The organism is Agarivorans sp. QJM3NY_30, from assembly GCF_050870855.2.
Lineage (GTDB): Bacteria > Pseudomonadota > Gammaproteobacteria > Enterobacterales > Celerinatantimonadaceae > Agarivorans.
Genome location: NZ_CP194038.2, coordinates 4,479,523 through 4,505,358 on the forward strand (window position 1 = coordinate 4,479,523; position 25,836 = coordinate 4,505,358).

Annotated in this window: 31 protein-coding genes; 11 read left to right on the plus strand and 20 right to left on the minus strand. The window is 45.3% G+C overall.

Annotated elements, in window-relative coordinates:
* Positions 1–193 precede the first annotated feature (193 nt).
* The 6 genes from ACRRSX_RS20355 (at position 194) to rraA (ending at position 4,235) form a co-directional block, all read left to right on the plus strand.
* Entirely contained in the window at positions 194–496 is a 303-nt protein-coding gene (locus ACRRSX_RS20355) for a PilZ domain-containing protein (RefSeq protein ID WP_432455777.1), read from the plus strand.
* Positions 497–604: 108 nt separating this feature from the next.
* Entirely contained in the window at positions 605–1,273 is a 669-nt protein-coding gene (locus tag ACRRSX_RS20360; RefSeq protein ID WP_432455776.1) for an AAA family ATPase, read from the plus strand.
* Positions 1,260–1,583, plus strand: coding sequence for a replication protein RepA (locus ACRRSX_RS20365; protein ID WP_432455775.1), 324 nt, complete (start codon positions 1,260–1,262; stop codon positions 1,581–1,583). Before ACRRSX_RS20360 ends, ACRRSX_RS20365 begins: the two co-directional genes overlap by 14 nt.
* 108 nt (positions 1,584–1,691) lie before the next feature.
* Positions 1,692–2,222 carry an ATP-dependent protease subunit HslV gene (gene hslV / locus ACRRSX_RS20370; RefSeq protein WP_432455774.1) on the plus strand — a complete coding sequence of 177 codons (531 nt, stop codon included), beginning with the start codon at positions 1,692–1,694 and terminating at the stop codon, positions 2,220–2,222.
* 19 nt (positions 2,223–2,241) lie between these two features.
* Positions 2,242–3,573 (plus strand): HslU--HslV peptidase ATPase subunit, encoded by a 1,332-nt coding sequence (hslU, locus tag ACRRSX_RS20375; protein WP_432455773.1) that lies wholly within the window; start codon positions 2,242–2,244, stop codon positions 3,571–3,573.
* 173 nt (positions 3,574–3,746) lie between these two features.
* The gene (gene rraA, locus ACRRSX_RS20380; RefSeq protein ID WP_432455772.1) at positions 3,747–4,235 is read left to right on the plus strand and encodes a ribonuclease E activity regulator RraA; all 489 of its coding nucleotides are present in this window, start codon (positions 3,747–3,749) and stop codon (positions 4,233–4,235) included.
* Positions 4,236–4,254: 19 nt separating this feature from the next.
* On the opposite strand, the gene zapB is transcribed toward rraA, so the two are convergent.
* On the minus strand, positions 4,255–4,461 hold the full coding sequence (gene zapB / locus ACRRSX_RS20385; protein WP_432455771.1) for a cell division protein ZapB: 207 nt from the start codon (positions 4,459–4,461) through the stop codon (positions 4,255–4,257).
* Positions 4,462–4,651: 190 nt separating this feature from the next.
* Here zapB and ACRRSX_RS20390 point away from each other — a divergent pair, with 190 nt between their 5' ends.
* Positions 4,652–4,870 carry a DUF1653 domain-containing protein gene (locus ACRRSX_RS20390; RefSeq protein ID WP_432455770.1) on the plus strand — a complete coding sequence of 73 codons (219 nt, stop codon included), beginning with the start codon at positions 4,652–4,654 and terminating at the stop codon, positions 4,868–4,870.
* Position 4,871: 1 nt separating this feature from the next.
* Here the strand turns inward: ACRRSX_RS20390 and cysE are convergent, their stop codons facing one another.
* The 3 genes from cysE to ACRRSX_RS20405 form a co-directional block, all read right to left on the minus strand.
* Positions 4,872–5,597 carry a serine O-acetyltransferase gene (gene cysE / locus ACRRSX_RS20395; protein ID WP_432456133.1) on the minus strand — a complete coding sequence of 242 codons (726 nt, stop codon included), beginning with the start codon at positions 5,595–5,597 and terminating at the stop codon, positions 4,872–4,874.
* A 91-nt stretch (positions 5,598–5,688) separates the two neighbouring features.
* Positions 5,689–6,591, minus strand: coding sequence for a cation diffusion facilitator family transporter (locus tag ACRRSX_RS20400; RefSeq protein WP_432455769.1), 903 nt, complete (start codon positions 6,589–6,591; stop codon positions 5,689–5,691).
* 46 nt (positions 6,592–6,637) lie between these two features.
* Positions 6,638–7,165, minus strand: coding sequence for a Spy/CpxP family protein refolding chaperone (locus tag ACRRSX_RS20405; RefSeq protein WP_432455768.1), 528 nt, complete (start codon positions 7,163–7,165; stop codon positions 6,638–6,640).
* A gap of 159 nt (positions 7,166–7,324) precedes the next feature.
* Here ACRRSX_RS20405 and ACRRSX_RS20410 point away from each other — a divergent pair, with 159 nt between their 5' ends.
* From ACRRSX_RS20410 to trmL, 3 genes are read left to right on the plus strand one after another with little or no spacing between them, the layout of a single operon-like run.
* Positions 7,325–8,011: a response regulator gene (locus ACRRSX_RS20410; protein ID WP_432455767.1), complete on the plus strand. Its 687-nt coding sequence runs from the start codon at positions 7,325–7,327 to the stop codon at positions 8,009–8,011.
* A gap of 2 nt (positions 8,012–8,013) precedes the next feature.
* Entirely contained in the window at positions 8,014–9,351 is a 1,338-nt protein-coding gene (locus tag ACRRSX_RS20415) for an ATP-binding protein (RefSeq protein ID WP_432455766.1), read from the plus strand.
* 26 nt (positions 9,352–9,377) lie between these two features.
* Positions 9,378–9,842 carry a tRNA (uridine(34)/cytosine(34)/5-carboxymethylaminomethyluridine(34)-2'-O)-methyltransferase TrmL gene (trmL, locus tag ACRRSX_RS20420; RefSeq protein ID WP_432455765.1) on the plus strand — a complete coding sequence of 155 codons (465 nt, stop codon included), beginning with the start codon at positions 9,378–9,380 and terminating at the stop codon, positions 9,840–9,842.
* Positions 9,843–10,019: 177 nt separating this feature from the next.
* Here the strand turns inward: trmL and dinF are convergent, their stop codons facing one another.
* The 6 genes from dinF to ACRRSX_RS20450 all read right to left on the minus strand — a co-directional run bounded on the left by dinF (position 10,020) and on the right by ACRRSX_RS20450 (position 14,833).
* On the minus strand, positions 10,020–11,363 hold the full coding sequence (gene dinF / locus ACRRSX_RS20425) for an MATE family efflux transporter DinF (RefSeq protein ID WP_432455764.1): 1,344 nt from the start codon (positions 11,361–11,363) through the stop codon (positions 10,020–10,022).
* Positions 11,364–11,522: 159 nt separating this feature from the next.
* Positions 11,523–12,434, minus strand: coding sequence for a heme o synthase (gene cyoE, locus ACRRSX_RS20430; RefSeq protein WP_432455763.1), 912 nt, complete (start codon positions 12,432–12,434; stop codon positions 11,523–11,525).
* The gene (locus ACRRSX_RS20435) at positions 12,403–13,425 is read right to left on the minus strand and encodes a COX15/CtaA family protein (protein WP_432455762.1); all 1,023 of its coding nucleotides are present in this window, start codon (positions 13,423–13,425) and stop codon (positions 12,403–12,405) included. The genes cyoE and ACRRSX_RS20435 overlap by 32 nt, the downstream gene beginning before the upstream one ends.
* Before the next feature lie 30 nt (positions 13,426–13,455).
* Positions 13,456–13,980 (minus strand): hypothetical protein, encoded by a 525-nt coding sequence (locus ACRRSX_RS20440; RefSeq protein WP_432455761.1) that lies wholly within the window; start codon positions 13,978–13,980, stop codon positions 13,456–13,458.
* Positions 13,977–14,108, minus strand: coding sequence for a hypothetical protein (locus ACRRSX_RS20445; protein WP_432455760.1), 132 nt, complete (start codon positions 14,106–14,108; stop codon positions 13,977–13,979). The genes ACRRSX_RS20440 and ACRRSX_RS20445 overlap by 4 nt, the downstream gene beginning before the upstream one ends.
* Positions 14,105–14,833 (minus strand): SURF1 family protein, encoded by a 729-nt coding sequence (locus ACRRSX_RS20450; RefSeq protein ID WP_432455759.1) that lies wholly within the window; start codon positions 14,831–14,833, stop codon positions 14,105–14,107. Before ACRRSX_RS20450 ends, ACRRSX_RS20445 begins: the two co-directional genes overlap by 4 nt.
* Between ACRRSX_RS20450 and ACRRSX_RS20455 the strand changes: the two genes are divergently transcribed.
* A complete protein-coding gene (locus tag ACRRSX_RS20455; RefSeq protein ID WP_432455758.1) occupies positions 14,826–15,029 on the plus strand; it encodes a DUF2909 family protein in 204 nt (67 codons plus the stop codon). The two genes, ACRRSX_RS20450 and ACRRSX_RS20455, sit on opposite strands and share 8 nt — an antisense overlap.
* Positions 15,030–15,037: 8 nt before the next feature.
* Here the strand turns inward: ACRRSX_RS20455 and ACRRSX_RS20460 are convergent, their stop codons facing one another.
* From ACRRSX_RS20460 to ACRRSX_RS20505, 10 genes are all read right to left on the minus strand, one after another.
* Positions 15,038–15,913, minus strand: a complete 876-nt coding sequence (locus ACRRSX_RS20460; protein ID WP_432455757.1) for a cytochrome c oxidase subunit 3 — start codon at positions 15,911–15,913, stop codon at positions 15,038–15,040.
* Positions 15,897–16,478 carry a cytochrome c oxidase assembly protein gene (locus ACRRSX_RS20465; protein ID WP_432455756.1) on the minus strand — a complete coding sequence of 194 codons (582 nt, stop codon included), beginning with the start codon at positions 16,476–16,478 and terminating at the stop codon, positions 15,897–15,899. The genes ACRRSX_RS20460 and ACRRSX_RS20465 overlap by 17 nt, the downstream gene beginning before the upstream one ends.
* Before the next feature lies 1 nt (position 16,479).
* Positions 16,480–18,069, minus strand: a complete 1,590-nt coding sequence (gene ctaD / locus ACRRSX_RS20470) for a cytochrome c oxidase subunit I (RefSeq protein WP_432455755.1) — start codon at positions 18,067–18,069, stop codon at positions 16,480–16,482.
* 103 nt (positions 18,070–18,172) lie between these two features.
* Complete coding sequence (gene coxB / locus ACRRSX_RS20475) at positions 18,173–19,240, minus strand: cytochrome c oxidase subunit II (RefSeq protein WP_432456132.1); 1,068 nt, start codon at positions 19,238–19,240, stop codon at positions 18,173–18,175.
* Between the two features lie 349 nt (positions 19,241–19,589).
* Complete coding sequence (lexA, locus tag ACRRSX_RS20480; protein WP_432455754.1) at positions 19,590–20,231, minus strand: transcriptional repressor LexA; 642 nt, start codon at positions 20,229–20,231, stop codon at positions 19,590–19,592.
* Between the two features lie 1,106 nt (positions 20,232–21,337).
* Complete coding sequence (locus tag ACRRSX_RS20485) at positions 21,338–22,048, minus strand: hypothetical protein (protein WP_432455753.1); 711 nt, start codon at positions 22,046–22,048, stop codon at positions 21,338–21,340.
* Between the two features lie 11 nt (positions 22,049–22,059).
* The gene (locus ACRRSX_RS20490; protein ID WP_432455752.1) at positions 22,060–22,545 is read right to left on the minus strand and encodes a hypothetical protein; all 486 of its coding nucleotides are present in this window, start codon (positions 22,543–22,545) and stop codon (positions 22,060–22,062) included.
* Positions 22,535–23,368: a ParA family protein gene (locus ACRRSX_RS20495; RefSeq protein WP_432455751.1), complete on the minus strand. Its 834-nt coding sequence runs from the start codon at positions 23,366–23,368 to the stop codon at positions 22,535–22,537. Before ACRRSX_RS20495 ends, ACRRSX_RS20490 begins: the two co-directional genes overlap by 11 nt.
* Before the next feature lie 329 nt (positions 23,369–23,697).
* The gene (locus tag ACRRSX_RS20500) at positions 23,698–24,216 is read right to left on the minus strand and encodes a hypothetical protein (RefSeq protein WP_432455750.1); all 519 of its coding nucleotides are present in this window, start codon (positions 24,214–24,216) and stop codon (positions 23,698–23,700) included.
* Between the two features lie 272 nt (positions 24,217–24,488).
* On the minus strand, positions 24,489–25,739 hold the full coding sequence (locus ACRRSX_RS20505; protein WP_432455749.1) for a hypothetical protein: 1,251 nt from the start codon (positions 25,737–25,739) through the stop codon (positions 24,489–24,491).
* Between the last annotated feature and the right edge of the window lie 97 nt (positions 25,740–25,836).

The following is a 25,836-nucleotide window of genomic DNA, read 5'->3' on the forward strand; positions in this document are numbered from 1 at the left end:
AACGTAAAATCTTGTATAAAGGCCTTAAAGTAGCTAATTATTCAATTACTGCCTGTGCTAAGCGCTTAAAAATATTACTTATTTGACTTATATCCCAACTATGTTATAAAAATGTAGCTATTCTAATAAATCAGTTTTGACTAAAAACGGCAAAATAAGACCAAGACCGTGACTCAAATAGGAACGCGATACTATGAACAACACGGAACTACAGCAACTTGAGCGACGAGGCTCAATGCGACTCGATTTGGAAAACGAACCGGTGCAGCTCATTTTGACCAATAACGAAGACGATGAAGCAGTGATTGAAGCCACTTGTATCGACATCTCTCGCCGTGGCATGTTGATTGTTCATGATAAAGATTTAGCGATTGGCACCAAACTTAAAGTTAAATTTACTGCGAAACATTCCGCTGAAGCGGAAATGAAAGTAAAAGTAGCGCGTTGTCATCGTAAGAACTTCTCTAGCTATAATATGTTTTTGTTAATACTGTAAAATTCTCGTCCAGATAAGCAAACATGTCAGTTTGTCTTATACTTAATAAACTTGTACCACAAAGCCAGTAATTATAATTGGTCGCAAGTTGCAGAAGAGGGATGAACCATGTTGATACTTGTTGGTGGGGAAAAGGGTGGTAGTGGTAAAAGTTGCTTAGCACAAAATATTGCCGTTCACCTGAAAACCGAATTTGACGCAAATATCTTAATGGTTGATTGCGACCCGCAGCGCACTACCTCCGATTGGATCCAAGCCCGCAACGAAGATGAATCCCTACCAGGGATTAACTGTATTCAACTCTACGGAAAAATCCGCAAGGACTTACTCAGCCTAGAAAATGGCTACGATTTTGTGATTGTGGACTGTGGTGGTCAAGACAACTTAGCCATGCGTGCAGCAATGTCAGTCGCAAAATATGTATTAATTCCACTACGACCCAAACGCCGTGACCTTAAAACTCTTCCGCATATGGAAGACATGCTCAGTACCTGTAAAATGGTTAACCCTAAAATGGTCGCTAGTTTTGTAATCACCCAATGCCCATCTCTGCCCAACCAAGCAAATCGGATCCTCGACGCCAAAGAAGTTTGTCGCTCCTTCGGCTTACACGTGCTCGACTCCGTGACCTTCGCTCGCAATCTCTACGATGATAGTGAAGAAAGTGGCCGTTCGGTGTTAGAGATAGAGCCCGAAGGTAAAGCTGCCAATGAGATCAAAGCGATAGTGACTGAATTACTCGCCATCCAGCAAGAAGACTCCCATGAGTTTAACTGATTTAAAAAAGCAACCGCATCGCCGCCGCCAAGCCAAAAAGATAAGCGTCGAACAATTCATCGATGATGCCGAAAACTATGCACTAGGAAAACCGAGCCTCAATCCAAAAAAGGCTCCCGCCGACAAGCCTAGCAGCACCTTTCGGCACTGTACTTTCACCTTTGATGCCTCCGCAATAAACCAGTTACAATACGCTTCTCAGCAGCATCAACTGGCAAAATCCAAATTATTACGGGTACTATTGAGTCACTTCGCATCACTCAACGATGAACAACAGCAACAGTTGTTGAAATTATTTAATCACAACTAAAGCACCACAGTTTTTGGCTTATACCTTGAAAAATTATCGACGCCCCCCCACTTCATTGAGATAGCCAAGTTAACTCTTATGGTTAGCTGTATAAACTGAGGAAATATCGTGACTACTATCGTCTCCGTACGCCGCAACGGCAAAGTGATCATTGCTGGCGATGGCCAAGTTTCCCTTGGCAATACCGTGATGAAAGGCAACGCAAAGAAGGTTCGCCGCCTTTATCACGGTCAAGTGTTGGCCGGATTTGCTGGCGGCACTGCCGATGCATTTACCCTATTTGAACGTTTCGAAGCAAAACTAGAAATGCATCAAGGTCACCTTACCAAGGCAGCTGTAGAGCTGGCCAAAGATTGGCGAACCGATCGCATGCTACGTAAACTAGAAGCCCTACTGGCAGTCGCAGACAGCGAAGCATCATTAATCATTACTGGTAACGGTGACGTGGTTCAACCTGAGCACGACTTAATCGCCATCGGTTCTGGAGGGCCTTTTGCTCAGTCTGCGGCTCTCGCCCTATTACAAAACACCGATTTAGGCGCACGTGAAATTGCTGAAAAAAGCCTGAGCATTGCCGGTGACATTTGTGTGTTTACCAACCAGTACCATACTATTGAAGAATTAGACGCGAAAGCTTAAAGCTTTGCAGGAAAAAATTATGTCTGAAATGACCCCCAGAGAAATTGTCTCCGAATTAGATAACCACATCATCGGCCAATCTGAAGCCAAACGCGCAGTGGCGATTGCCTTACGCAACCGCTGGCGCAGAATGCAACTCAATGATGAATTGCGCCATGAAGTTACGCCTAAAAATATCTTAATGATAGGCCCAACAGGCGTCGGTAAAACCGAAATTGCACGGCGCTTGGCGAAACTAGCGCACGCCCCATTCATTAAAGTAGAAGCTACAAAATTCACCGAGGTCGGTTATGTTGGAAAAGAAGTTGAGACGATTATTCGCGATCTCGCCGATGTTGCCTTCAAAATGACCCGCGAGCAAGAAACCGAAAAATTTCGTTTTCGAGCCGAAGACCAAGCAGAAGATCGGATCCTCGATGCTCTACTGCCCCCAGCAAAAGACAGCTTTGGTCATGATGAGAAGAAAGAAGACAACTCGACTCGCCAGGCTTTTCGTAAAAAACTGCGTGAAGGCCAACTTGACGACAAAGAAATTGAAATTGATGTGGCTCAGCCACAGATAGGTGTCGAAATCATGGCCCCTCCGGGCATGGAAGAGATGACCAATCAATTACAAGGTATGTTTCAAAACCTATCTGGCAGCAAAGATAGCAAGAAACGTAAACTCAAAATTAAAGAAGCTTTCAAATTATTGGTGGAAGAAGAAGCCGCTAAAATGGTCAACCCAGAAGAGCTCAAAGAAAAAGCCCTGTACGCGGTTGAAAACCAAGGCATCGTATTCTTAGATGAAATCGATAAAATTTGTAAACGCGGCGATGTTTCAGGCCCAGATGTAAGCCGAGAAGGTGTGCAACGCGACTTACTACCACTGGTTGAAGGCTCAACTGTAAGCACCAAACATGGCATGGTAAAAACCGACCACATCCTGTTTATTGCATCGGGCGCTTTTCAGGTCGCGAAACCTTCCGATCTGATCCCTGAATTACAAGGGCGTTTGCCGATCCGTGTTAGTCTGAATGCACTCAGTGCAGATGATTTTGAGCGGATCCTTACCGAACCTAATGCTTCATTAACCGAACAATACAAGGCGCTAATGGCCACCGAAGGCCTAGACGTTGAGTTCACCAAAGAAGGGATTCGTCGGATTGCCGATGCGGCATGGCAAGTGAATGAACGCACCGAGAATATTGGCGCTCGTCGGCTACACACGGTGATGGAAAAATTAATGGAAGAATTAAGCTTTGTGGCCTCTGATAATTCAGGTCAGAAAGAGATCATCGACGCCGATTACGTCAATAAATCTTTAGACGAATTAGTCGCCGACGAAGATTTAAGTCGTTTCATTTTATAAATACCTCGCAGAGTTATCAATTTGATGACTCTGCTAATCCCCTTTAAGCCCCGTAATCCGGTCTGCAGCCGGGTTATTTTGCTTTTCTAGCTTAGTTATTATTTCTTAATTGAAAACCGCGACTTAGTGTTTATACTGGTAGCGATAACTCGGGCCAATTTAGGATCCAGACCATGGAATATAACACCTCTGAACTTTGTGACCTATACGCAGATACGGTTGATGTCGTCGAACCCATGTTTGCCAGTTATGGTGGCAGAAACTCTTTTGGGGGAGAAATTACCACCATCAAATGTTTTGAAAATTCAGGCTTAATTGCTCAGGTCGTTCAGGAGCCTGGCACCGGTAGGGTATTGTTGATAGACGGCGGCGGCTCATTGCGACGCGCCTTGCTCGATGTAACCATCGCCGAAGCTGCAGCCGAAAATGAATGGGATGGCATTATTGTTTACGGTTGTGTTCGAGATGTGGACGCGCTTGAAGATTTAGATATAGGGATCCAAGCACTGGCTTCCATTCCTGTTGGTGCTGACGCCGAAGACGAAACTGGTGATGTGAATATTCCGGTCAATTTTGGTGGCGTCACTTTTTTACCGGAAGATCATATTTATGCCGACACCACTGGCGTGATTTTATCGCCTGAACCACTCGATATCGAATAAGGTCCAAGCGAATTTAAGCTTACTCGGCTTGAACGTCTTCGATACGCCCTAACAAGGCAGTAAGGCGTTCTTGCCAAGCTTGTTGTTCTTGTAACAGATGACTATTCTCATCACTCAGCTTACTATTTTGTTCTTTGAGTTCTTCAATTTCCATACGTAGTAATTCAATACTATCGACTGCAATTTGAACCTTTGCTTCTAATTTTTCCAATACGTCAAAAGACATCAACCTACTCCCGTTAATCTGTTGTTAACCTCACTCTAGATATTCTATCTACAGTCAGTCCTCATGGATAAATGAACCCTAATCGTGTTCACATATTGATAAAGACTTACTTTAAAGCAGCATACTCTTGTCATCTATGCCCAACAAGGGTAGAACTCTATTTACCTAACTAGTTGTCGAATTTATAAACATGAAATTAAAGAAAGGTCGATACCGACATTACAAAGGTCCGGAATACCAAGTGATCGATACCGTGACCCATTCTGAAACCGAAGAACAGTTGGTACTTTACCGACCTTTATACGGAGAAGGTAAACTGTGGGTTCGGCCCTATCATATGTTTGTTGAAGAGGTCGTTGTGGACGGCCAAACAATGCCGCGCTTCGCCTATATCGCCGCCACCGACTAAATTAGATATTTTGCCCCATATCAATGGCTGGCATCTCACAACTGGGTCTGCCCACCACCTTTGCTGGTACGCCAGCAACCGTGGTATGCGCTGGCACATCCTCGAGAACTACACTACCCGCCCCTACTTTTGCGCCGCGTCCCACTTCAATATTGCCAAGGATCTTTGCACCCGCACCAATCAACACTCCTTGACGAACTTTTGGATGTCGATCGCCTCGGTCTTTCCCGGTTCCCCCTAAAGTCACCGATTGTAAGATTGATACATCATCTTCAATCACCGCGGTTTCACCCACCACGATGCCAGTGGCATGGTCGAACATGATCCCTTTACCGATGGTGGCCGCCGGATGAACATCTACAGCAAACACCGCCGAGATTTGGTTTTGCATATAACGCGCTAATGCCAAGCGCCCACGATGCCACAACCAATTTGCCACACGGTAGCCCTGTAAAGCATGAAAACCTTTCAGATATAACAAGGGGATCGCGTAGTATTTTACTGCCGGGTCACGATCTTTCACTGCCACAATGTCAGCCGCCACTGCTTCCAAAATATTCGGATCAGCCAATAAAGCTTCTTCAATAAATTCACGCAACAAGATCGCCTGTACCGTTGAGCTATCCAACTTACTTGCTAATTGGAAGCTCAAGGCCGAGGCCAGCGTATGGTGGTTCAAAATCGTCGAATAGAAGAAGCTGGATAACATCGGCTCATCTTCAGCCATTCGGTGCGCTTCATCACGAATTTGCAACCAAACGGTTTCGGCTAACGTTTGTTTAATTTGATAGTCCCTTAGCTTTGCCACTTACTTCACCTTACAAAAACTGTTGTTTCTTTTCTTCTGGCACCACCGACTGGGGATCCTGATGGATCAAGATATCGGCTTCTGGCCACTGCGCTAACAATGCCGCCTCTACCTTATCGGCAATATCATGAGCTTGGTAAAGGGTGAGTTTATCATCTAGTTCCAGATGGAGTTGAATAAATTTAGTCTGACCCGACTGGCGAGTTCTAACATCATGTACTCCCAACACGCCAGCAAGCTTCAAAGCAATTTGATAAACCTGAACTTGGAAAGCCCGAGGAAGCTCTCTATCCAATAAATTTTGCACTGCATCTTTACCAATTCCAAAAGCACCATAGCAAATATATAGGGCGATCAACACTGCAAACAATCCATCGGCCCAATACCATCCATATTGACTAAGAAATAAGGCTACAAGCACTGCCACATTCATAAAAACATCCATCGCGTAATGCATCGAATCAGCTTTAATTAAACTGTTATTAGTTTTCTTAACGACATATTTTTGGAAAAGTACTAAGGCAATTGTAATCAAAGTAGAAACGATCATGACCCAAATACCTAACTGACTGTGTTGTAAAGCTTGCGGGCGCATTAACTCGGTCGTACCGCTATATAGCAACATGAAAGCCGAACCCACAATGAAGGCAGCTTGCACGATACTCGCGAGATGTTCAGCCTTTCCATGACCAAAACGGTGCTCTTTATCGGGGGGTTGTAGTGCGTAACGCACCGCCAATAAATTAACCAAGGACATGCCAATGTCCATGAGTGAATCAATCAACGACGCCAAAATACTAATTGCGCCAGTATATAAATAGGCACCACTTTTTATCAGTAATAAAAACAACGCTACACAGCTTGCAAGCTGTGTAGCGCGGGTCACTAAACGCTGGTAATTTTGTTTTTCCACTTTACAAATTCACGGGAAAGTTTTGTAAAGTATAGAAGCTGCTCCCTTAAGTGCTAGCTTTAGCGTTTTTGTGTTGCTTTTCACCTTGTTGGTAATTTTGGTGTTTACCATCTTTTTTCATTTGCCCGCGTTTTTCCATACGCTGTTCTGTTAACTGCTGGAACTTCTGTTGTTGTTCCGGAGTCAGTATTTGGTATATCGCATTCTGCGAACGCATCATATGTAAAGCGCGTTGTTGATGCTTCTCTTGCTCTTTTTTAAGTAAGTTTTTGGCTGCGTTTTCATCAAAAGTAGCCGAAGTCACAATCGCCATATGTTGCTGATGCATCATGTTACGCTGAGCTCGCTCACCATCTCGCTGCTTTGTCTCACCGCTTGGCTTATTGGCCTGCATAATTTCTTTAACTTGTGCTTTCTGCGCAGCAGTTAAATCAAGTTCGCGCATTAAATGCATTCGCGGATGGCCATCTCTATCACGCATACCTTCACCATCGTGTCGATTGCCATTGGCAGCAAAAGCAGCAGGGGCAAGAATCAGGGTTCCAAGTAAGGTAGTCACAAGTAGCTTTTTCATTTTTAAATCCTCGTATGTTTCAGACATTTTCAGTATATAGCGGCCAATGCAAACTAATGGCAAGGAAGTGTAAAGCTATGTAAATGAGCCTATGATAGATCCGCAAAGCCAAGGAATTTTTGTACACTTTAGCTATCAATGATCACCTAGGAATCAACTGTGAAGCTGCTTTTAATTGATGACGACAAAGAACTCACCGAATTACTCGGCGAATTATTGACCTTAGAAGGATTTGACTGTGAAGTATGCAACGATGGTCTGAGCGGCTTAAAGCAACTGCAACAAACAAGTTATGATTTAGTACTACTAGATGTGATGATGCCTGGGAAAAATGGCTTCGAAGTCTTAAAAGAGCTTCGCAAAGACAGCCAACAGCCGGTATTAATGCTCACCGCTAAAGGCGATGAAATTGACCGAGTCCTTGGCTTAGAGCTTGGCGCCGACGACTACCTAGCCAAGCCATTTAGTGAACGGGAATTATTGGCAAGGATCCGAGCCATCTTGCGCCGCACCCAAAACGCGCCCAGCTCTGAAGCACATGGCGATTTAATTTGCCATCAAGACTTAACACTGTCGGTTGCCAAACAACAGGCGCATTGTGAAGATGTTGAACTAGACCTCACCAGCACTGAATTACTGTTGTTGCAGCAACTGCTGGAGCATCCAGGCCAACTATTAGATAAGAATAAGCTGAATCAAACCGTATTAGGTAAACGGCTGCAGGCCTTCGACCGCAGCTTAGATATGCACATCAGCAATCTAAGAAAAAAAATCCCACCAAGAAAAGACCAACTCCCAAGAATAAAAACCGTGCGTGGTAAAGGTTACATGTGGTTGGAGTGGTAAACATGAAACGACTACTCAATAATCTATTTGTCAAAATATTCGTGTCCTTCTGGTTAATTTTGCTGATAACCGCCTTTGTGGCATTTAACATGTCACGACTGGTAAGCACCGATAACTTTGCGGCGCCGGAATGGGCACTGAAAAACTTACAAGACTTCGAACAGCGGATCCAAAACAACCCGAACAAAGCCTTCAATCAACGCCCCGCCCCGCATAGTGGCGGACGTTTTACCATGCCTTTTCTGGTCGATGAACAAGGCCTGGTGGTAAATCATCCGCAAGTAGACCGCGCCATACGCCGCTTTATTGCCAATCACGACCAGGTCAACAATCCACGGATTATGCTCGACCGTGATCGGGTGTTTATCGGACCAAGGGCAATCACCTTGGATGACAAAACCTACTTGCTTTACCTCGAGCGCCGCCGAAGCCCAGAGCTCATGAACAACCTGCTCCCGTTACACGGCTCTTCCCCCTGGGTTCTCGCAGGGGTAGCCATCCTGCTAAGTCTGGCACTGTGTTTCTTGCTGACCCGACATATTGTGAGTCCCCTCAAACGGCTACAGAGCGCTGCCAACAAGCTGTCACGGGGGCAATTAGACACCCAGCTGCCAGAAATTAATCGCGGTGACGAAATTGGTCAGCTCTCAGAAAGTTTACAACGCATGGTCGACACGCTGAATCAGGCGATTAGCAACCAACAACGTTTATTAAGTGATATATCTCACGAGCTGCGTTCACCACTCACCCGTCTCAATATGGCGCTGGCTTTACACAAAAAACGCCAAAGCAGTAGTGCCGAAGTCGAACGCATCGAACGTGAATCACAGCGTTTGGCCGAGATGATTAACGCCTTATTATCCCTATCAAGAATGCAAGTAAACGCGCAACGACAGCAAGCTCAGCTCGATGAACTCATGATTGATTTAGTCGATGATTGCAACTTCGAAGCGGAACAACTGAGTAAGAAATTTAAGGCCACATATCCTGAGCATTTAAGCTTGCTTTGTTACCCGCAATTACTCAGCTCCGCCTTAGAAAACATCTGCCGCAATGCGTTAAAGTACGCCGAACAGCAAGTTACGCTTGAGGCCAGCATCGAACAACAGTACTTAGTCATTGTCATCCGGGATGATGGTCCGGGGATTGACGAGAGTGAGTTAGACAATATTTTCCGCCCCTTCTATCGCTGTGGCGAAGCACGCGATCGAGATAGTGGTGGTGTTGGCCTCGGCTTAGCGATTGCCGAATCGGCGATTCGCCAGCATGGTGGCAGTATTAGTGCGCATAATCATTCCGGTAAAGGGCTGGAAGTTAGCCTACGCTTGCCACTACAATAGCGCTTTTGCAACGACTGGGACCGACCATGATTAATATTGTGCTATTTGAACCCGAAATTCCGCAAAACACTGGCGCAATTATCCGTTTAGCGGCCAATAGTGGCTGCAGTTTGCATCTAATCGAGCCCTTGGGTTTCGCCTGGGACGACAAAAAAGTAAAACGCGCAGGGTTGGATTATCACGAATTTGCCGAAGTGAAACGCCATGCCAACTATCAGGCTTTTCTAGAGAGCGAACAACCAGCACGCTTGTTGGCTTGCACCACCAAAGGCAGCGGGTTTCATAGCGACTTTCAATTTGCCGAGAATGACTATCTGATGTTTGGCCCAGAAACGCGGGGCTTGCCCGATGCGATTTTAAGCCAAATTGACAGCACTTATCGATTACGGATCCCGATGTTAGCCAATAGCCGTAGTATGAATTTATCGAATGCGGTTTCGGTATTTGCCTACGAGGCTTGGCGTCAGTTGGGATATCACAACGCGGTTTAGCAAACCACCCCTGCGAAATGAAAATGAATCAACAACAGCAATCAACCAGAGAGTGGTTTATTGCTGTTGTATTCCCCTCAGTAACAGTGCTGCAAAATCCTCGTCTTGCTCACTCATCAATTGATGGCTGGATTAACATTGACCGGTCAAATCCCGTTGTCGCTAGGCCCCGAAGATTCATCCCACTGGCGTGGCTTTAAACCACCAATGTCGATTTAAGGCCAGTCGATAAGTGTAGGCTAAACTTAAGCCCCGGGCAGCCATAAAGCTGCACATGGCGAGCCACAAAGCATGGTTCCCCCAATCTTGGCTCAACCACCATACTGGGAAAAATACCCCAACACTGGCCAACAACATAGAATTACGCATCATTTTGCCTTCCGCTGTCGCAATAAAGATGCCATCAAAAATAAAGCACCATACCGCGGCCACAGGCAGCACGAACATCCAAGCCAAGTATTGATTAGCGGTCGCTCTAATCTCGCTAATATCGGTGAGAAGATTGATTAAGCTGGGACCAAATAAATAGAAACTAAGACTAAACAACAAGGCGAATATTGCGGCTAACAGTAAACAATCGTTTATCACCCCAACAAACTGGGCTCTATCTTGAGCTCCCTTGGCTTTCCCCGCTAAGGCTTCCACCGCATAGGCGACCCCATCGAGAGCAAAAGAGACAAACATCAGAAAATTGAGCAGTACCGCGTTGGCCGCCACAATATTTTCACCCAGCCGGCTGCCTTGAAACGTCATAAAAGCAAAACAGAGCTGCAAACTTAAAGAGCGAAAGAAAATATCCAGATTAAGACGCAGTAAACGGCTAAATTGATCGAAGGCTAAGCCCCTGAGTGCCGTAGCAATGTCGGTCATACTCAGCCCCAAGCGGGTTAAGGATTGACGGCACAAATATAAGCCCAGAGCAAGACTAAGGTAGTCGGCGATGACAGTGGCTAAGGCGGCGCCCTGCACCTTCATATCCAAGCCCAAGACCAGCCAAAGATCTAAGCCAATGTTCAATGAATTCCCGATGATGAGTAATACCATTGGAGCACGGGCATTTTGTAAGCCCAGTAAACAACCTAACAATACCAAATTTAGCAGTGCCGCTGGGGCGCCCCAGATCCGTGTTGAAAAATACTCGGCGGCGTAGTGCAAACTAAGTTCCCCACCACCAGCCAAACTCAAGCCTAGAGACAAAATTGGCTGCTGAAACAACACTAATAAACAACCGAGTAACACAGCCAGTAAGACCGAACTCAACGCGACCTTCAGCAACGCGGTCATATCAACCAAACCCACTGCCTGAGCAACCAGCCCGGTGGTCGACATTCGCAAAAAGCCACATAGCCAATATACCAGGCTGATCATCATTGAACCCAGCGCAACCCCAGCCAGATAATGCGCTTGGTCTAAATGACCAATTACAGCGGTATCCACCAAGCCTAACAAAGGAATAGTAATGTTCGATAAAATCATTGGTAAAGCGATGGCGGCGATCGCCTTAAGTCGGACAGATCTCATGACTACTTAGCGTTAATAAACCAAAATTCAGTGTAAAAGTTACCCCGCAGTGGAGCAACTTTTAAAGCCGAATCAAGACAAATAAGCAATCACTCACCCAATCGTCCTAACACTTAACCAAGATAAATCAAGGCTGGCAGCCTTTGACTTTAGCCCAGACTATAACAAGGAAAATAGCCAATGATCCGCGAGCAGGGCCAAAAACAACAACATCAGATACACGATGGAAAAACCGAATAGGCGCATCGCGTCGGTGTGGTTATCGCCGCCATATAAACGCCAAGCGAGTTGAATAAAGCGCAGGTTCAACAGACAACTGAAGGCCAAATACAGGCTGCCGCTCATGCCGACCAAAAATGGTAACCAAGCCACTGCAAACAGCAATACGCTGTACATCAAGATCAACAATTTGGTAAAAGCCACCCCATGGGTCACCGGCAACATCGGAATATTCACCTTGGCATATTCTTTACGCCGGGCGATGGCAAGGGCCCAGAAATGTGGCGGTGTCCAAGTAAAGATCAACATCACCAACAATAAAGGCTCAGCCGAAATACTATTATTAACCGCCGTCCAGCCGAGTAAAGGTGGCATCGCTCCTGCTAAGCCACCAATCACGATATTTTGGGGAGTGGCACGCTTTAACCACAAGGTATAAACCACTGCATAACCCACCAAACTGGCGGCCGTTAACCAAGCGGTCAAGGGATTAACCCCAAAGTACAACAGCACAAAACCCAATACCGACAGAGCCGAAGCCCATAGTAGCGCCAAATAATTGGATACTGCGCCAGTGGGCAGCGGACGTCCCTGAGTTCGCCCCATTTTGGCGTCGGCTTCACTATCGATGTAGTGATTAAAAGCCGCCGCGCCTGCCGCCATTAAACCGATCCCAAGATTCCCCAGCAATAAGGCCTGCCAAGGCGGTAAACCAGAAGTCGCTAAACAGGCTCCGACCACAGCCGTTAATACAATCAGCGCCACCACCTTGGGTTTGGTCAGCTTATACAGCGCTCGCCAATTAATATTGATTAAGGGTTTAGACCAGCTTAGGGTATTCAACTTCGCCATAAAGCCTCTCCTTCTCGCGCGGCGCAGTCGCGCCGCCCTTTTGATAACACGCCAATAGCAGACTCAGCGCACTCAATAACAACAACGCGGCCACTAAGTTGTGTGCCACCGCCACCAACAAGGGTAGCTGCCACCAAACATTGGCCAGCCCCAACCCCAACTGAGTGAATAATACCAACAGTAAACGCGAGGCGCGGCGACGCTCTAGCGCGCTGCTCGGGCGTAGCAAATAACTCATGGCAAGCAGTAACCAATATAAGGCGGTAACGCCAGCCCATATTCGGTGACTTACATGCACTGTGACCCGCTCGGGATGACTCAATACACCAAATTCATAATTGCCGGTAGGGGAATGAGGCAGGGGATCGAAGGCCTTTAACTGATAAAGCTGCTGCCAGTCTTCATGACACAGCGGAAAGCCCTGACAAGAAATAGCGGCATAATTGGCCGAAGTCCAGCCACCAAGGGCCAGTTGCAGCACCAATATTGCCAAGCCCAAAACCAGCGGCCAGATCCGCGAGCGCGGTTTAGCAGGCGGATATTTAACCCGGTGATACCAGCAAAACAATAGTGCTAACACCGAGAAGCCCCCCAGCAAATGACCCATTACGATTAAGGGCATTAAGCCCTTGGTAACGGTGAGCATCCCCAAAATAGCTTGAAAACCAATCAACAAGCAAACCAACAAAGCGATGCCCCGCTGTTGTTTGCGCCAGCAAGCGCAGCCCGCTAAAGCCAACACTAATAAACCCAGCGCACCGGCAAAATAACGATGGATCATTTCATGCCAAGCTTTCTGTCTTTCTAAGGGACGCTCGGGGAAATGGACCGCTGCATGCTGTAATTGTGCTTCAGTTTGCGGCACCGCAAAATGCCCGTAGCAACCAGGCCAATCCGGGCAACCCAAACCCGCATCGGTGAGACGGGTAAAAGCGCCAAGGCCAATCACCACTAGGGCCAATAACATTGCAGCCATTAATCCTTTTTGCATTGTCATCCTCCTCTGCTCAGCCCCTCTCTTTTATTGGTAACGGGAGTTTTTAATCAAACGCTGCAGGTCGGAAATAAGCCCCTTTACCTGCGTATAACCTTGCTGCGGCTGATAGCTCATAATGACCCAGCCTGTGGGATCGACCACCAACCAGCGTTGATCGTATTGTGCCCAAGCTTGCTGCTGGTTATTGGCCAAGCTCAATGCAGCAATCTGGGTCCCCTCAACCAAGCTCGAAGCTTCATCTAAAGCGGCGGCCTTGGTCAGCAAAGCCAAGCGCTGGGTCTTTTGCTTGGCTATCCCTAAAGCCATCCAAGCCTTGGAGAGCAGCTGAAATTGCTGCAGACAATCCTGCTCACAGGGTTTGGCCACCACCTGCGCAATCGACCACTTCCCCTGCGGATAATCACTCAGTTGCACTGGCGGCTCTAGCCATTCGCCATGGCTTAAGGTGCCCCGCTCAAACCACCCCATTTTTAGCACTAACCAAGCCAACAGTATCGGCACTAAAAACACCGCCACTAACTTGAGCATAGTTTTCTGTTGGCTGATCATCGCAACTCCTTCACATAACTGCGTTTGATGAAATCAATATTGAACAAGCTGTCAGCCCTGCCATTTACAGGCAGCGGCAACAAGAATACTGCCGCTAACTTGAGCATGGTTTGCGATTGGCTGCTCATCGCGACTCCTTTCCGTAGCTACGTTTAAGGAAGTAAATACTAAAGCCGCACGCCACTACCGCCATCAATAGCCATTGCAAGGCATAGGCCTGATGCTTTTGCACGGGCATTGCAATTAACTGTTGCGGCGAAGTGTCAATTTGGCGATCCAAGATAAACGGCAGTAAGTGAATTCCCCATTGCTGGGCAAGACCCGCGAGGTTGAGCTGCTGAGCGCGTAAACCTTGTGGTAATACCTCTAACCACTGCTGTGAATTGGCCAATATTGGTAAGCTAATATATCGAAGTCGATAAACTTCGGCCTGCTGATCTCCCTCGACTGGCCACAGCAGTTGCTGGCGATCATAACTGGCTGGTTGCCAGCCTTGGCGGATCAAAACCTTACCTTGTGCAGTTTGCGCCAATGAATATAAATCGTAACCCACTCGGCCCTGCTGAATTTGATTGTCTAACCATAGGCGCGGACCAAGCACTTTAAGCTCGCCCGGGGTCACTAATTGAAAAGCCTTGCCGCCCTGCGCCACCGCCTCAGCTAAACTAATAATTTGCTGTGATTGCTGCTGATACTGATCTAACAAAACTTGCTTTTGCTCCGCCCGTTGCCATTGCCATAAGCTAAGCTTGAGCATAAGTGCGATGAGCGCCACCATCAGCACAACAAACGACAGTAGCCGATAAGACACTGGTTTTTTATTCATCGATGAAGAGAGCTTAGTGATGTTCATAAAAATAGTGATTACCGTATTTATCCTAATTGTGATGCTTAATATGCTGATGGCGCTGCGGGTAATGCTTAAAGGCGGTGATAAACCAATGAGTCATTACCTTGGGCGACGTTTGCTATTCAGCGTGCTAATTATCGCCCTGATCTTACTTGCCCTCGCCACTGGCCTTATTCAACCTCATCCTCGCCCCTACTAAACGGACACTTACAACACGTAAACAAATAGAAATAGGCACAACCACACCACATCAACAAAGTGCCAATACCAACTGGCCGCCATAAACGCAAAATGTTTATCGCCACTAAAATGCCCCTTTAAAACCCGCAGCAGCATCACCGTTAACATCAAGGCACCAAGGGTGACGTGTAAACCGTGAAAACCAGTGAGCAAGAAGAAAGTATTACCGTAAATACCGGAGTCTAAACGCAAGTCCAATTCCTGATAGGCATGTAGGTATTCTTCAACTTGAAAAAACAAAAAGGAAAAGCCCAATACCAAGGTGAGGGCTAACCACAACTTCAAGGGCGTGCGTTTATCTTTTTCTAAACTGACATGAGCGAAATGCAAGGTAACTGAAGATGTCACCAAAATAAGTGTGTTCAACAATGGTAAGCCGTACCAACCCATGGCCTCAGTTTGGATCCCCCCAGGGGTATCGAGTAATGGCCAAATAGCTTCAAACTCAGGCCACAATACCGCTGCGGTCATGGCATTATTGCCGGCACCGCCAAGCCACGGCACCGCAATCATTCGGGCATAAAACAAAGCGCCAAAGAAGGCACCAAAAAACATCACCTCAGAGAAAATAAACCAGCTCATGCCTTGGCGAAACGAGCGATCCATTTGCGCGCTATAGTGGCCTTGCATGCTTTCGCTAATCACATTGCCAAACCAGCCAAACAGCATGCTAATCAGCACCACAAAACCACAGCCCAAGATCCACAAACCATAGTTAAGTTCTGAGCCCATTTGTTGTACTGTAAAGCCCGCACCCATCGCAGTTAAAAATAAGCCCACAGCCCCCATGATTGGCCACACGCTCTGGGCGGGAACATAATATTTTTCATAAGGCTGCGTCATTGCTCTGCTCTCCATCGGCACGCTGTTGCGCCGTATTGCTCAGCTCCGGCTCATTCGCGCTAAGCGCAAATAGGGTGTAAGCCAAAGTGATGGTGGTAATGTCTCTGGGTAACTCTGGATCGATATAAAAATTCAGCGGCATCGTTTGCCGCTGTCCCGGGGCAAGCGTTTGCTGTTGAAAACAAAAACAGCTGATCTTTTTAAAATGATTGGCCGCCAAACCGGGGCTGACCGAAGGCACCGCTTGCACCGTGGTAGTCTGAGCACTCTGATTGGTCGCACTAAAGTCAACCAATAGGCTTTCCCCTGGGTGAACCTTAATTCGATTTACCGTCGGGCCAAATTGCCAATTTAAGGCGCGTGGTACATAGGTGATAAACTCCACCGTGACACTGCGTTTCTGAGGCGCAATAGTACTTAACTCACTGGCCTGATTGGCGGTTTTACCATTAATCCCTGTCACCTTACAAAACACATCGTAAAGCGGAACCAAAGCAAAACCAAAGCCGAACATCGCCACCACCACCAATAGCAGCCGAAGCACTAAACGGCGGTGGGCAGCCATGTTATTTAATCTCCGGCGGCGTAGTAAAACTATGGTAGGGCGCAGGTGATGGCAAATTATCCCACTCTAAACCTTCCGCGCCTTCCCAAGGCTTCGCTGGCGCAGGCTCACCGCTGCGAATACACTTGATCACCAGATACAGGAAGATAAATTGTGACAAACCAAAGGCGAAACCACCAATACTGACGATGGCATTCACATCGGCAAATTGCAGCGCATAGTCGGGAATACGCCGCGGCATACCACTTAAACCAAGAAAGTGCATCGGGAAAAACAATACATTCACCGATATCAGCGAGCACCAAAAATGCAAGCGCCCCAGCCCCTCGTCATACATCTTGCCACTCCATTTCGGCAGCCAATAATAGGTGGCCGCCATAATCGAGAAGATAGCCCCCGTCACCAACACATAGTGAAAATGCGCCACCACAAAATAAGTATCATGGTATTGAAAATCCACTGGCGTAATCGCCAGCATCAAACCAGAGAAACCGCCAATGGTAAAAAGTACGATAAAGGCCACGGCAAATAGCATCGGGGTCTCAAAAGTGAGACTGCCGCGCCACATGGTGGCAACCCAGTTGAAGACCTTAACCCCGGTTGGCACCGAGATCAGCATGGTACAAAACATAAAGAATAACTCGGCTTCCACCGGCATCCCCGTGGTAAACATATGGTGGGCCCAAACCACAAAACTTAAACCGGCAATCGAGGCAGTGGCATACACCATCGATGCATAACCAAAGAGTTTCTTCCGAGAAAAAGCGGGAATAATCGCCGAAATAATGCCAAATGAAGGCAAAATCATGATGTAGACTTCGGGGTGGCCGAAGAACCAGAAAATATGCTGAAACAATACTGGATCGCCCCCGCCTGCGGCATCGAAGAACGAAGTGCCGAAGTATTTATCGGTAAGCACCATGGTCACAGCTCCCGCCAACACCGGCATCACCGCAATCAACAAGAAGGCGGTGATCAGCCAAGTCCAAACGAACAAGGGTAATTTCATATAAGTCATACCGGGGGCACGCAAATTCATGATGGTCACAATCACATTAATCGCGCCCATAATGGAGCTGATCCCCATGATATGTACTGAAAACACAAATAAGGCGGTGCTATCGGGACTATATTTGGTGGAAAGTGGCGCGTAAAACGTCCAACCAAAGTTGGGCCCGCCCCCTTCCATAAATAACGAGGCTAATAACATGGTAAAAGCGAAGGGTAAGATCCAAAAGCTCCAGTTATTCATACGAGGCAAGGCCATATCGGGAGCGCCAATCATCATCGGTACCAACCAATTAGCTAAGCCAGTAAAGGCGGGCATCACCGCGCCAAACACCATGATTAAGCCGTGCATGGTGGTCATTTGATTAAAAAAGTTTGGCTCCACCAATTGCAGGCCCGGCTGGAATAGCTCTGCACGGATCACCATCGCCATCGCGCCGCCGGTAATAAACATGGCAAAGCTAAACCACAAATACATTGAGCCAATGTCTTTGTGGTTGGTGGTTAATACCCAGCGCAATAGGCCACGCGGTGCGTGGTGATGTTCTACCTGTTGCGGGTTAAGCTCCGTGGTCGCGCTCATCTAACTCTCCCTTCTATTGCCTATTGCGCCGCGTCGTGTCGTACTTGAACATGGCAACGTCCTTAGTCGTTCCGCTATCACCAATCGATTTATCCAACCATGGCTACTTGGCCGCGTCTTGTACTGCCGCGACATCCTTAGCCTGCACCATATCGCCCGTATCATTCCCCCAAGCATTCCGCTCGTAGCTAATAACTGCCGCTAATTCTTTCAGACCGAGTTGCTTACCAAAGGCCTGCATCGCGGTTCCTGCCACCCCATGCACCACCATGTCGATATGTTGGTTCACATCACCGGTCGCAACTGGGCTGCCTTTTAAGGCTGGGAATACCCCTGGCAGGCCTTCTCCATTGGCTTGGTGGCAGGCGGCGCAAGTCTTCTCATAAACGCTTTTGCCTAAGGACATCAGCTCCTCGTTATCCATGGTCAACGCCACCATGGCCAACTCTTGTTGCTGCTTCTCTACATAAGCGGCTTCGGCCTGAGCCAACCAAGCAAGGTACTCCTCCTGAGGTTTGGCAATCACCACAATCGGCATAAAGCCGTGGTCTTTACCGCAAAGTTCGGCACATTGGCCGCGGTAAATCCCCGGCTGGTCAATTTTGGTCCAGGCCTCGTTAATAAAACCCGGATTAGCATCTTTTTTGACCGCAAAGTCGGGTACCCACCAGGAGTGGATCACATCCTCCGAAGTCATTAAAAAACGAACCTTCTTGCCGACTGGCAGCACCAGTGGATGATCTACTTCCAATAAGTAGTTATCGCGCTTAGCAAGCTTGCCCTGTACTTGCTTCATATCCGAGGCCAACACGCTGTAGTATTCCAGCTCATGATCAAAATAGCGGTAGTGCCACTTCCACTGCGAACCAGTGACTTGAATAGTGAGATCGGCATCGGAAGGATCTTCCATCGCTAATAAGGTTTTTGTGGCAGGAATCGCCATGCCGATTAAAATGATGAAGGGAATTATCGTCCAGACAATTTCAACTTTGGTGCTCTCATGAAATTGTGCGGCAACGGCTCCCTTGGACTTTCGATGATGAAAAATCGCCCAGAACATCACCCCAAACACCACCAGCCCAATGACACAACATATATAAAAAATAGTCATGTGCAAGCCGTAAACCTGCTCACTAATGGCGGTGACACCAGGGCGTAAATTGAACGACATCGTTTGTTGCGCCCATGCTTGATTCACCCAACATGCCAGCAATACTAGCGGTATCCATCGGCCCACAGCGCTCTCCTTTGCTCGTAGCCAAGGCCGGTCACTTCACTGCAAACATCGCTGCTTACAATAATAAAGTGGCCGCAAAATAAGGGAAAACTCCCTTCCCAAAGCAGCAAGGCTTCGCAATTAAAATACCTTACTGCTTATAAAATAGACGCTTAGTTAAATAATTGTAAAGATAATGTTATAAATATAGACATTTAAAATAAAAGCTGTGAAGTAAACGACAAAAGCCCAAATTGCTATAATTTGGGCTTTAAAAAGAAGGGAACTTAGTTTTAGGGAGTAACTACATCCAGTCTGCGGTACGGATGATCCCCACCGCTAAACCTTCAATATCAACACTTTGATACTCTAAATCAACTTCGATAGTTGAAAGTGCTTCGTTCTCGGGATGAAGGTAGACCATTTTCCCGTCACGTTGAAAGCGCTTCACAGTGACTTCATCGTCTAAGCGCGCCACCACCACCTGACCATTATGCACATCGTTGGTTTTATGCACCGCTAATAAATCGCCATCCATAATTCCGATGTCTTTCATGCTCATGCCCTGCACCCGCAATAAATAATCGGCATGCGGATGAAACAAATTAGCATCGACCGCATAGTGCGACTCAACATGTTGTTGTGCCAAAATAGGGGCACCTGCGGCCACTTGTCCAATCAGCGGCAAGCCGATTTCTTCTGGCTCGTCATTCGCGGCATTAGCAGGTAAATGGTCTTCGCTAATACGGATCCCGCGCGAAGCGCCGGGGATCATCTCAATCACCCCTTTTTTAGCTAAGGCGCGTAAATGTTCTTCGGCAGCATTGGCCGAGCGAAAGCCCAGCTCTTTGGCGATTTCAGCGCGAGTTGGCGGCATGCCTGTGTCTTGAATGTTACGACGGATCAATTCAAACACTTCGGTTTGACGGGGCGTTAAGGGTTTCATAATCTACCTGTAAGTTTATACAGCACACTGTTAGTATATACAGCATGATTAATGAAGCAAGGTTTTATCTCGAATCAACAGCTTAAGTGTAGGTTTCAGTTTCATTGGAACTCTTACCGCTACTTTGAAACTACACCCGATATTTTGTGACGCCATCACAAATAAGCAGAGGTTGGGATAAAGAAGGATACGAAAAGTCTAGCCAACTCATTTTTGGACATAAGTTTGTCAGTTACATTACTAAATTAGGATATAACGGATTAGTTAAAGTATGGGAAGGTAACGCCAAGCTCACCTGCAGTTTTTGCGGAGAGCAATTTTGCAAAATGGAGCTACACGACATACACAATTGAGCGTAGCAAAAGATGTCAGGTGCAGCTTTTTGTGTACGCCCAGCATGGGCATGAACTAATGAGGTGAAAGTCCTCTGTAGGAAGGTCACCGTTTAATAATATTTTGATTATTAAACGCTAACTACTAGCGAATGGCAAGGGCATTGCCGCGAGGGAATGTCTGAAGGAAGCCGGACGCAAATCTGCGAGCTGATGAACAAGAACATCATATGAGGCGTAGGCTGGAGGCGAGTTGGCACAAGACAACGAAGCCATGTGATCTAACGGCCACCGTAAATGATGCAGCAGTGCAGAGACAGTACATGTTCTTATCTGGGGAGATCTGCTTAACAGGCGATCGTTAAACTCACTAGCTTGGCCGCTAGCTCAAACAGGCCTGGCACTTAAGTCTCATCAACTTAAGTGAGCAAATACGATGAACAACGATAGCGCTATTTGGGGTAACTCAAACGGTGATTAAGCAGAAGTCAGCAGACGGCATAGTAGCCCAACGCCCATCGTAATGGTTGGGACATGGTGAAGGCCTGAACCTGAAAATCAATGAGGAGCCTGTGCAGCTCATTGTCTCCGTATCCGACCGGACTGAGGAGTCATGGCGCAAAAAACAGAAGCCATCATTGGAATGCAAAGGAGCTAATCGGCCGTTGTATTTTAACCGTTTTCAGGAAACGCCCTGTGCGGAGCCGCATGCAGGGTGTTGTGGGGGCTGGAGGTTAGACACCTCCGGCTACCCGATTATATGCGTTGTTTAAATTAAAGTACGTTTAATACCACAGGACGGTTACTTTTCTTTATAGCCTTCATTATATTGGACTTGTTAACATGGTGTATTTGATGAAATTGTTGATTAAATTTCATTGAAATAATAAAAATATAAGATTGTGTCAGCGATACAAATATGTCCGAAATTTCCCTCGCGTTTTCAACATCTTGGGCAGGAAAATAATTTAGAGCGGATATGTGTTGCATGTTTGATTTTCGGGCAGTATGAGTATCCTCACATAAATCAGAATACTGTTTTTTTATGTCATTAAAGCATGATTTAAGAGGTTCATCTGAAAACAAACTAATTTTAGAAGCCTCTTCAAATATTTTGTACACACGCTTTTCAGAAGTTATGTCTGGCAGTTCTTCCACTGAAATTCCTTTTGCAAAAGTCTCAATTGAACTCCGCAACATTAGCCTAGAAGCCTTATACCCACCATTAAAGGTAAGAAAAAAGCTGTTCCCTAAATCAGACAAAGACTCAAAGAGATAGTTTTTACAATCATCATTATTGTTAAAGCCGTTATTGTCGAGATCTTGGCTATTAAGCTCAACTAACAAAGCTAATAGGGAAAAATATTTTTTATGTATTTTGGAAATAATAGGCAACATAGCTGTGTTTTCAGCAAGGCCTTGAAGGTTATAGTTTTTTATAAATCTGACTAACTGTTCTAAGTCAGCTGATAACTCTCTAGACATTCAATTACCTATCAAGATTCATTTAATTTTGAAATCGCTTCATTCCAAGAGAAATCTATATCATTACGAGATTTTTTGAATTGAATTAACTTGTCGTCACTTTCCGTCAACACGGATAATGCATCCATCACAGTTAATAGTTTATCTTTGTCTACTTTTGTAATCTCTGTAACAATAAAGCCAATTAACTCGTATCGAGAACGTCGATCATTTCTAGACATTTTGATACTAAATAGGTTTTCTGCAAACTCTACAATATCCATGTTTGTCCTAAACAACTCTTTGTCCTGCAGGAGAAATGGCAAAACACCTATATAATGTTTCATTTTATTGACCTGTTGAACCTCAGGAATTACTGACTTAGCAGGTTCAATTTGACTACGGAGCAGCTCTGAAATACTTTCGAGATCTACTTTTTTCTTAGAATTCAACAGCCAAGCTAGCTCTTCAATAAAGTTAGCGGCTTGTAAGACTTTGTTTTTATCTCTAACTTTCATCGTCTATCCTTGTAAGCATTTCATCTACAATGCCCGACAGAGCGGTTTTAATTGCTGTGTCACTCAAATCTAAAATAAAGTTGTTTAATTGTTTACCTGCTACTTCCGTACGCTTAGGTAATTCTCTATTGTAAATTAAACTACCCCACCTTGAGTTCGAAGCGATAGTGCTTTTAGCAGAATTATATACTCTTGTACCTTTCTCTGTAATAGTTAAAACTAAGCCAATACACTTGATAGAGAGATCAAGGTCGTCTTTCTTTTCTCTTACAATATTATTCAGCAAATCTATCCCTGTTAAGGAAATGGGATCTGCCTTAACAGGTATTAAGTAATAATCTGATGCTATTAATGCGCTTGTCATCCATAAAGATGGCGTTGGTGGTGTATCTATTATTACATAATCAAATTGTTCCTGATTGCTTTGAAGGTACTTTTTAAGTCTATTTTCACGTCCTTCACCGGGTGCAATCTCTAACCTGTACAGCTCTAAATTTCCGGGCAAACACCATAGATTATTTTTTACTTTTACTGGCTCTATATCTGCGAGTATTTTCGCAGTGTTTTTAGATGCGCCATTGACCACACTAACACTGATTTTAGTTTCCTTATCAAAGAGATCAGTGATAGTTTCTTTTTTTTCTTTTAGGTGGTTCATGTATTGTTCAGGAGTGAAAAGACATTGAGTAGCGTTAAACTGAGGATCAATATCTACGATCAATACTTTTTTGTTGTATCTACGCGATAAGCTATCTGCAATATTTACTGATAATGTTGTTTTACCAACACCACCTTTCATGTTTATTAAACTAATAACCTTCAAAATAACTTCCTTTATTTACATTGATTTTCACTTCACACTTCCATACACAGGTACTTCACAAACATACAATTGAATCGCCACCTAATCCATAGACACTTTGTTACATAAGAAAAAGTAGGTCAAATAATCTCGTATGGAAATGAGATACAGAACCGTTCTAGCTTAGAATGGGGCATAAATGAGTTAGAGCTCACAACTTTTTGCTGTAGCGATAAAACTAGCTGCATTTGGTTTAAAGCTAGGCGAGCACAAAACGGGATACCGCCTAGTCTTGAGGTCCCCTGTCCGCACTTTTCAAAGAGCGACTTGATGTGACTGCTATGCACCACTTACACCGGAAATAGGCGCTCAAACTCTACAAAAGCTGTTTCTTGGAAGAATCTCTTTAGCTCAAAATACTGACAGGCTAAGGCATCATGAATATTTGGATCAACCCCCATAGCTTCTAGGGCTCTTGCTGTTTCCTCTGAAACCTCTTCCAGGCAAGCAGCATACCGAACCGGCATGTTATGCATATTGGTTAGAACTGTATTTATAAAGTTTGAAGCCTCTTCTGAGTATGCAGATTTTGAAAGGGCCTTAAGTTTAAGCAAACGACTAAAATACTCCTCGGAAGAATCATCGCAAGAGCCATTGTAATGCTTAAGATAATGCAAAATATCCAATAGCTCTATATGAATCTTTAGACGCTCAACCCTTTGACTGATATCTCTTTGATTCTTTGTGAAGCACAAAGCAACCACGGAAATAACTAAGGAAATCAAAGCAACTCCCAGTGTTACAAAATCTGTTAGTTTTGGATTCCCAAGGTTGTTAACCGCTTCAACCAATAACTCCATATCAGACACAAAACTCTCCTTGTGATGTATAGCATTTGTATATTGCGATCTTACAAGATTTGCCACTTCATAAAGTAGGAGGTATCAACAAACTTATCAAAAAATACAAAGACTTGGCTACTCATCTTTGCGTGGTTTATGAAGCTGGCCCTTGTGAATTTTGGTTACACCGTCATTTAGTTAAGAACGGTATTGAGTGCTGGGTAGTGGCTCCCGCCCTTATCCCTAAAGCACCAAGCTATAAAGTAAAAACAGATAGGCGTGACACCTAGATAATTTGATTAATTACATTCGGGATAGGCAATCGTCATAGCTTCTTCGAAACCTTCTTTGCGAAATTCAATTTCTTTATTTAGATCTGGAAGTACGACTGTTACATAATCTTTGTTTCTACCGTTACCAGAAGCTAACACTTCAATGATTTCGCTAGTAGCTACAAACACTAGACTGTGATCAGTCGCTGAAGCTTGTACCTTAATTTTACTGTGCTCATATCCGTCATAGATGTACACGTCATAAAGCGAACCTACATCTAGGCTCTCTTTTCTAAAGATAATAGAAAGTATTGGGGACTTACTCGGACATCCAAACGTTAACGTTACTACCCCCCCTTTACCCTCGTTTACGAATGATTCAGTAGAGATAGCAAGCAAATCGTCCTTCTCACCTTTATACACAATCCGTTTACCGCCGTCGTAAATTGTCTGCCACGGTTTGTAGAAGTATTCGTTATAGCCGAGAGCTTGGTTACGTTTATTCCAATCTACTTCCATTGTGTACAAAAATGGTTTGTTGGCTTGTTCTTCATTAATTGAGTTGGTATCAGCTAAGTAAGGTAGTGTAATAACCTTGTTCGGGTGGCCGTGGAAGTCACCCGAATTTTCTTTATTATTGAACTGTGTCAACACTGATTGAATCAAATCTTTATTGTTAGCAACACGCTTATCTTTTTGGCTGCTAAAGCTTTGACTGATTGCTGAACCTGCCCAAAGTAGTTCACGATCACGATAGCTGAATGCATCATGATTTTTATAAATCGCGATACCAGCAGTCGAGATAATATGACTCGATGAAGCATTTTTAATGTCGAATGAGGTTATTTTTGTGTCAATAGAGTTCGAGTGAACATTTAGAGAACCTGCTCCAGTCGTGGAAATGATACGTGAATTGCTAGTTTTAAAGTCATCACCATAGTTAGCTTCTGCTGTATAACCTTCATCGTGAATGAACACTTTAAAGTTGCAGTTGAAACCTATGATGTAATCAGCATTCTGCTGGTTGTAAACGCGCTTGAAACCGTATTTGGTCAAGTCGTTGATGATGTATTTCGCACACTCAATTGATGGACCATATGTCTGGTTCTGAATATCTTGTTCATCATTGTAGCTGTTGATTGCCAAAACGTAAGTACCAACAGGGATATTAGTCTCTTTGAAGTTGGAACTCACATCAATATCAGATGTAAGCTGGTTAGGCGTGACTTGACAGCCAGCTAATAATGCGATGAATGACGGTACAATTAGTTTCTTCATATAGAGCCTAAACTGCCTGATGTTCAAAAAATTCATTGATTTTGTAACATATCAACTACGCTCAGATGCAGCGGCATTAGTTAATTAGTGTCACTAC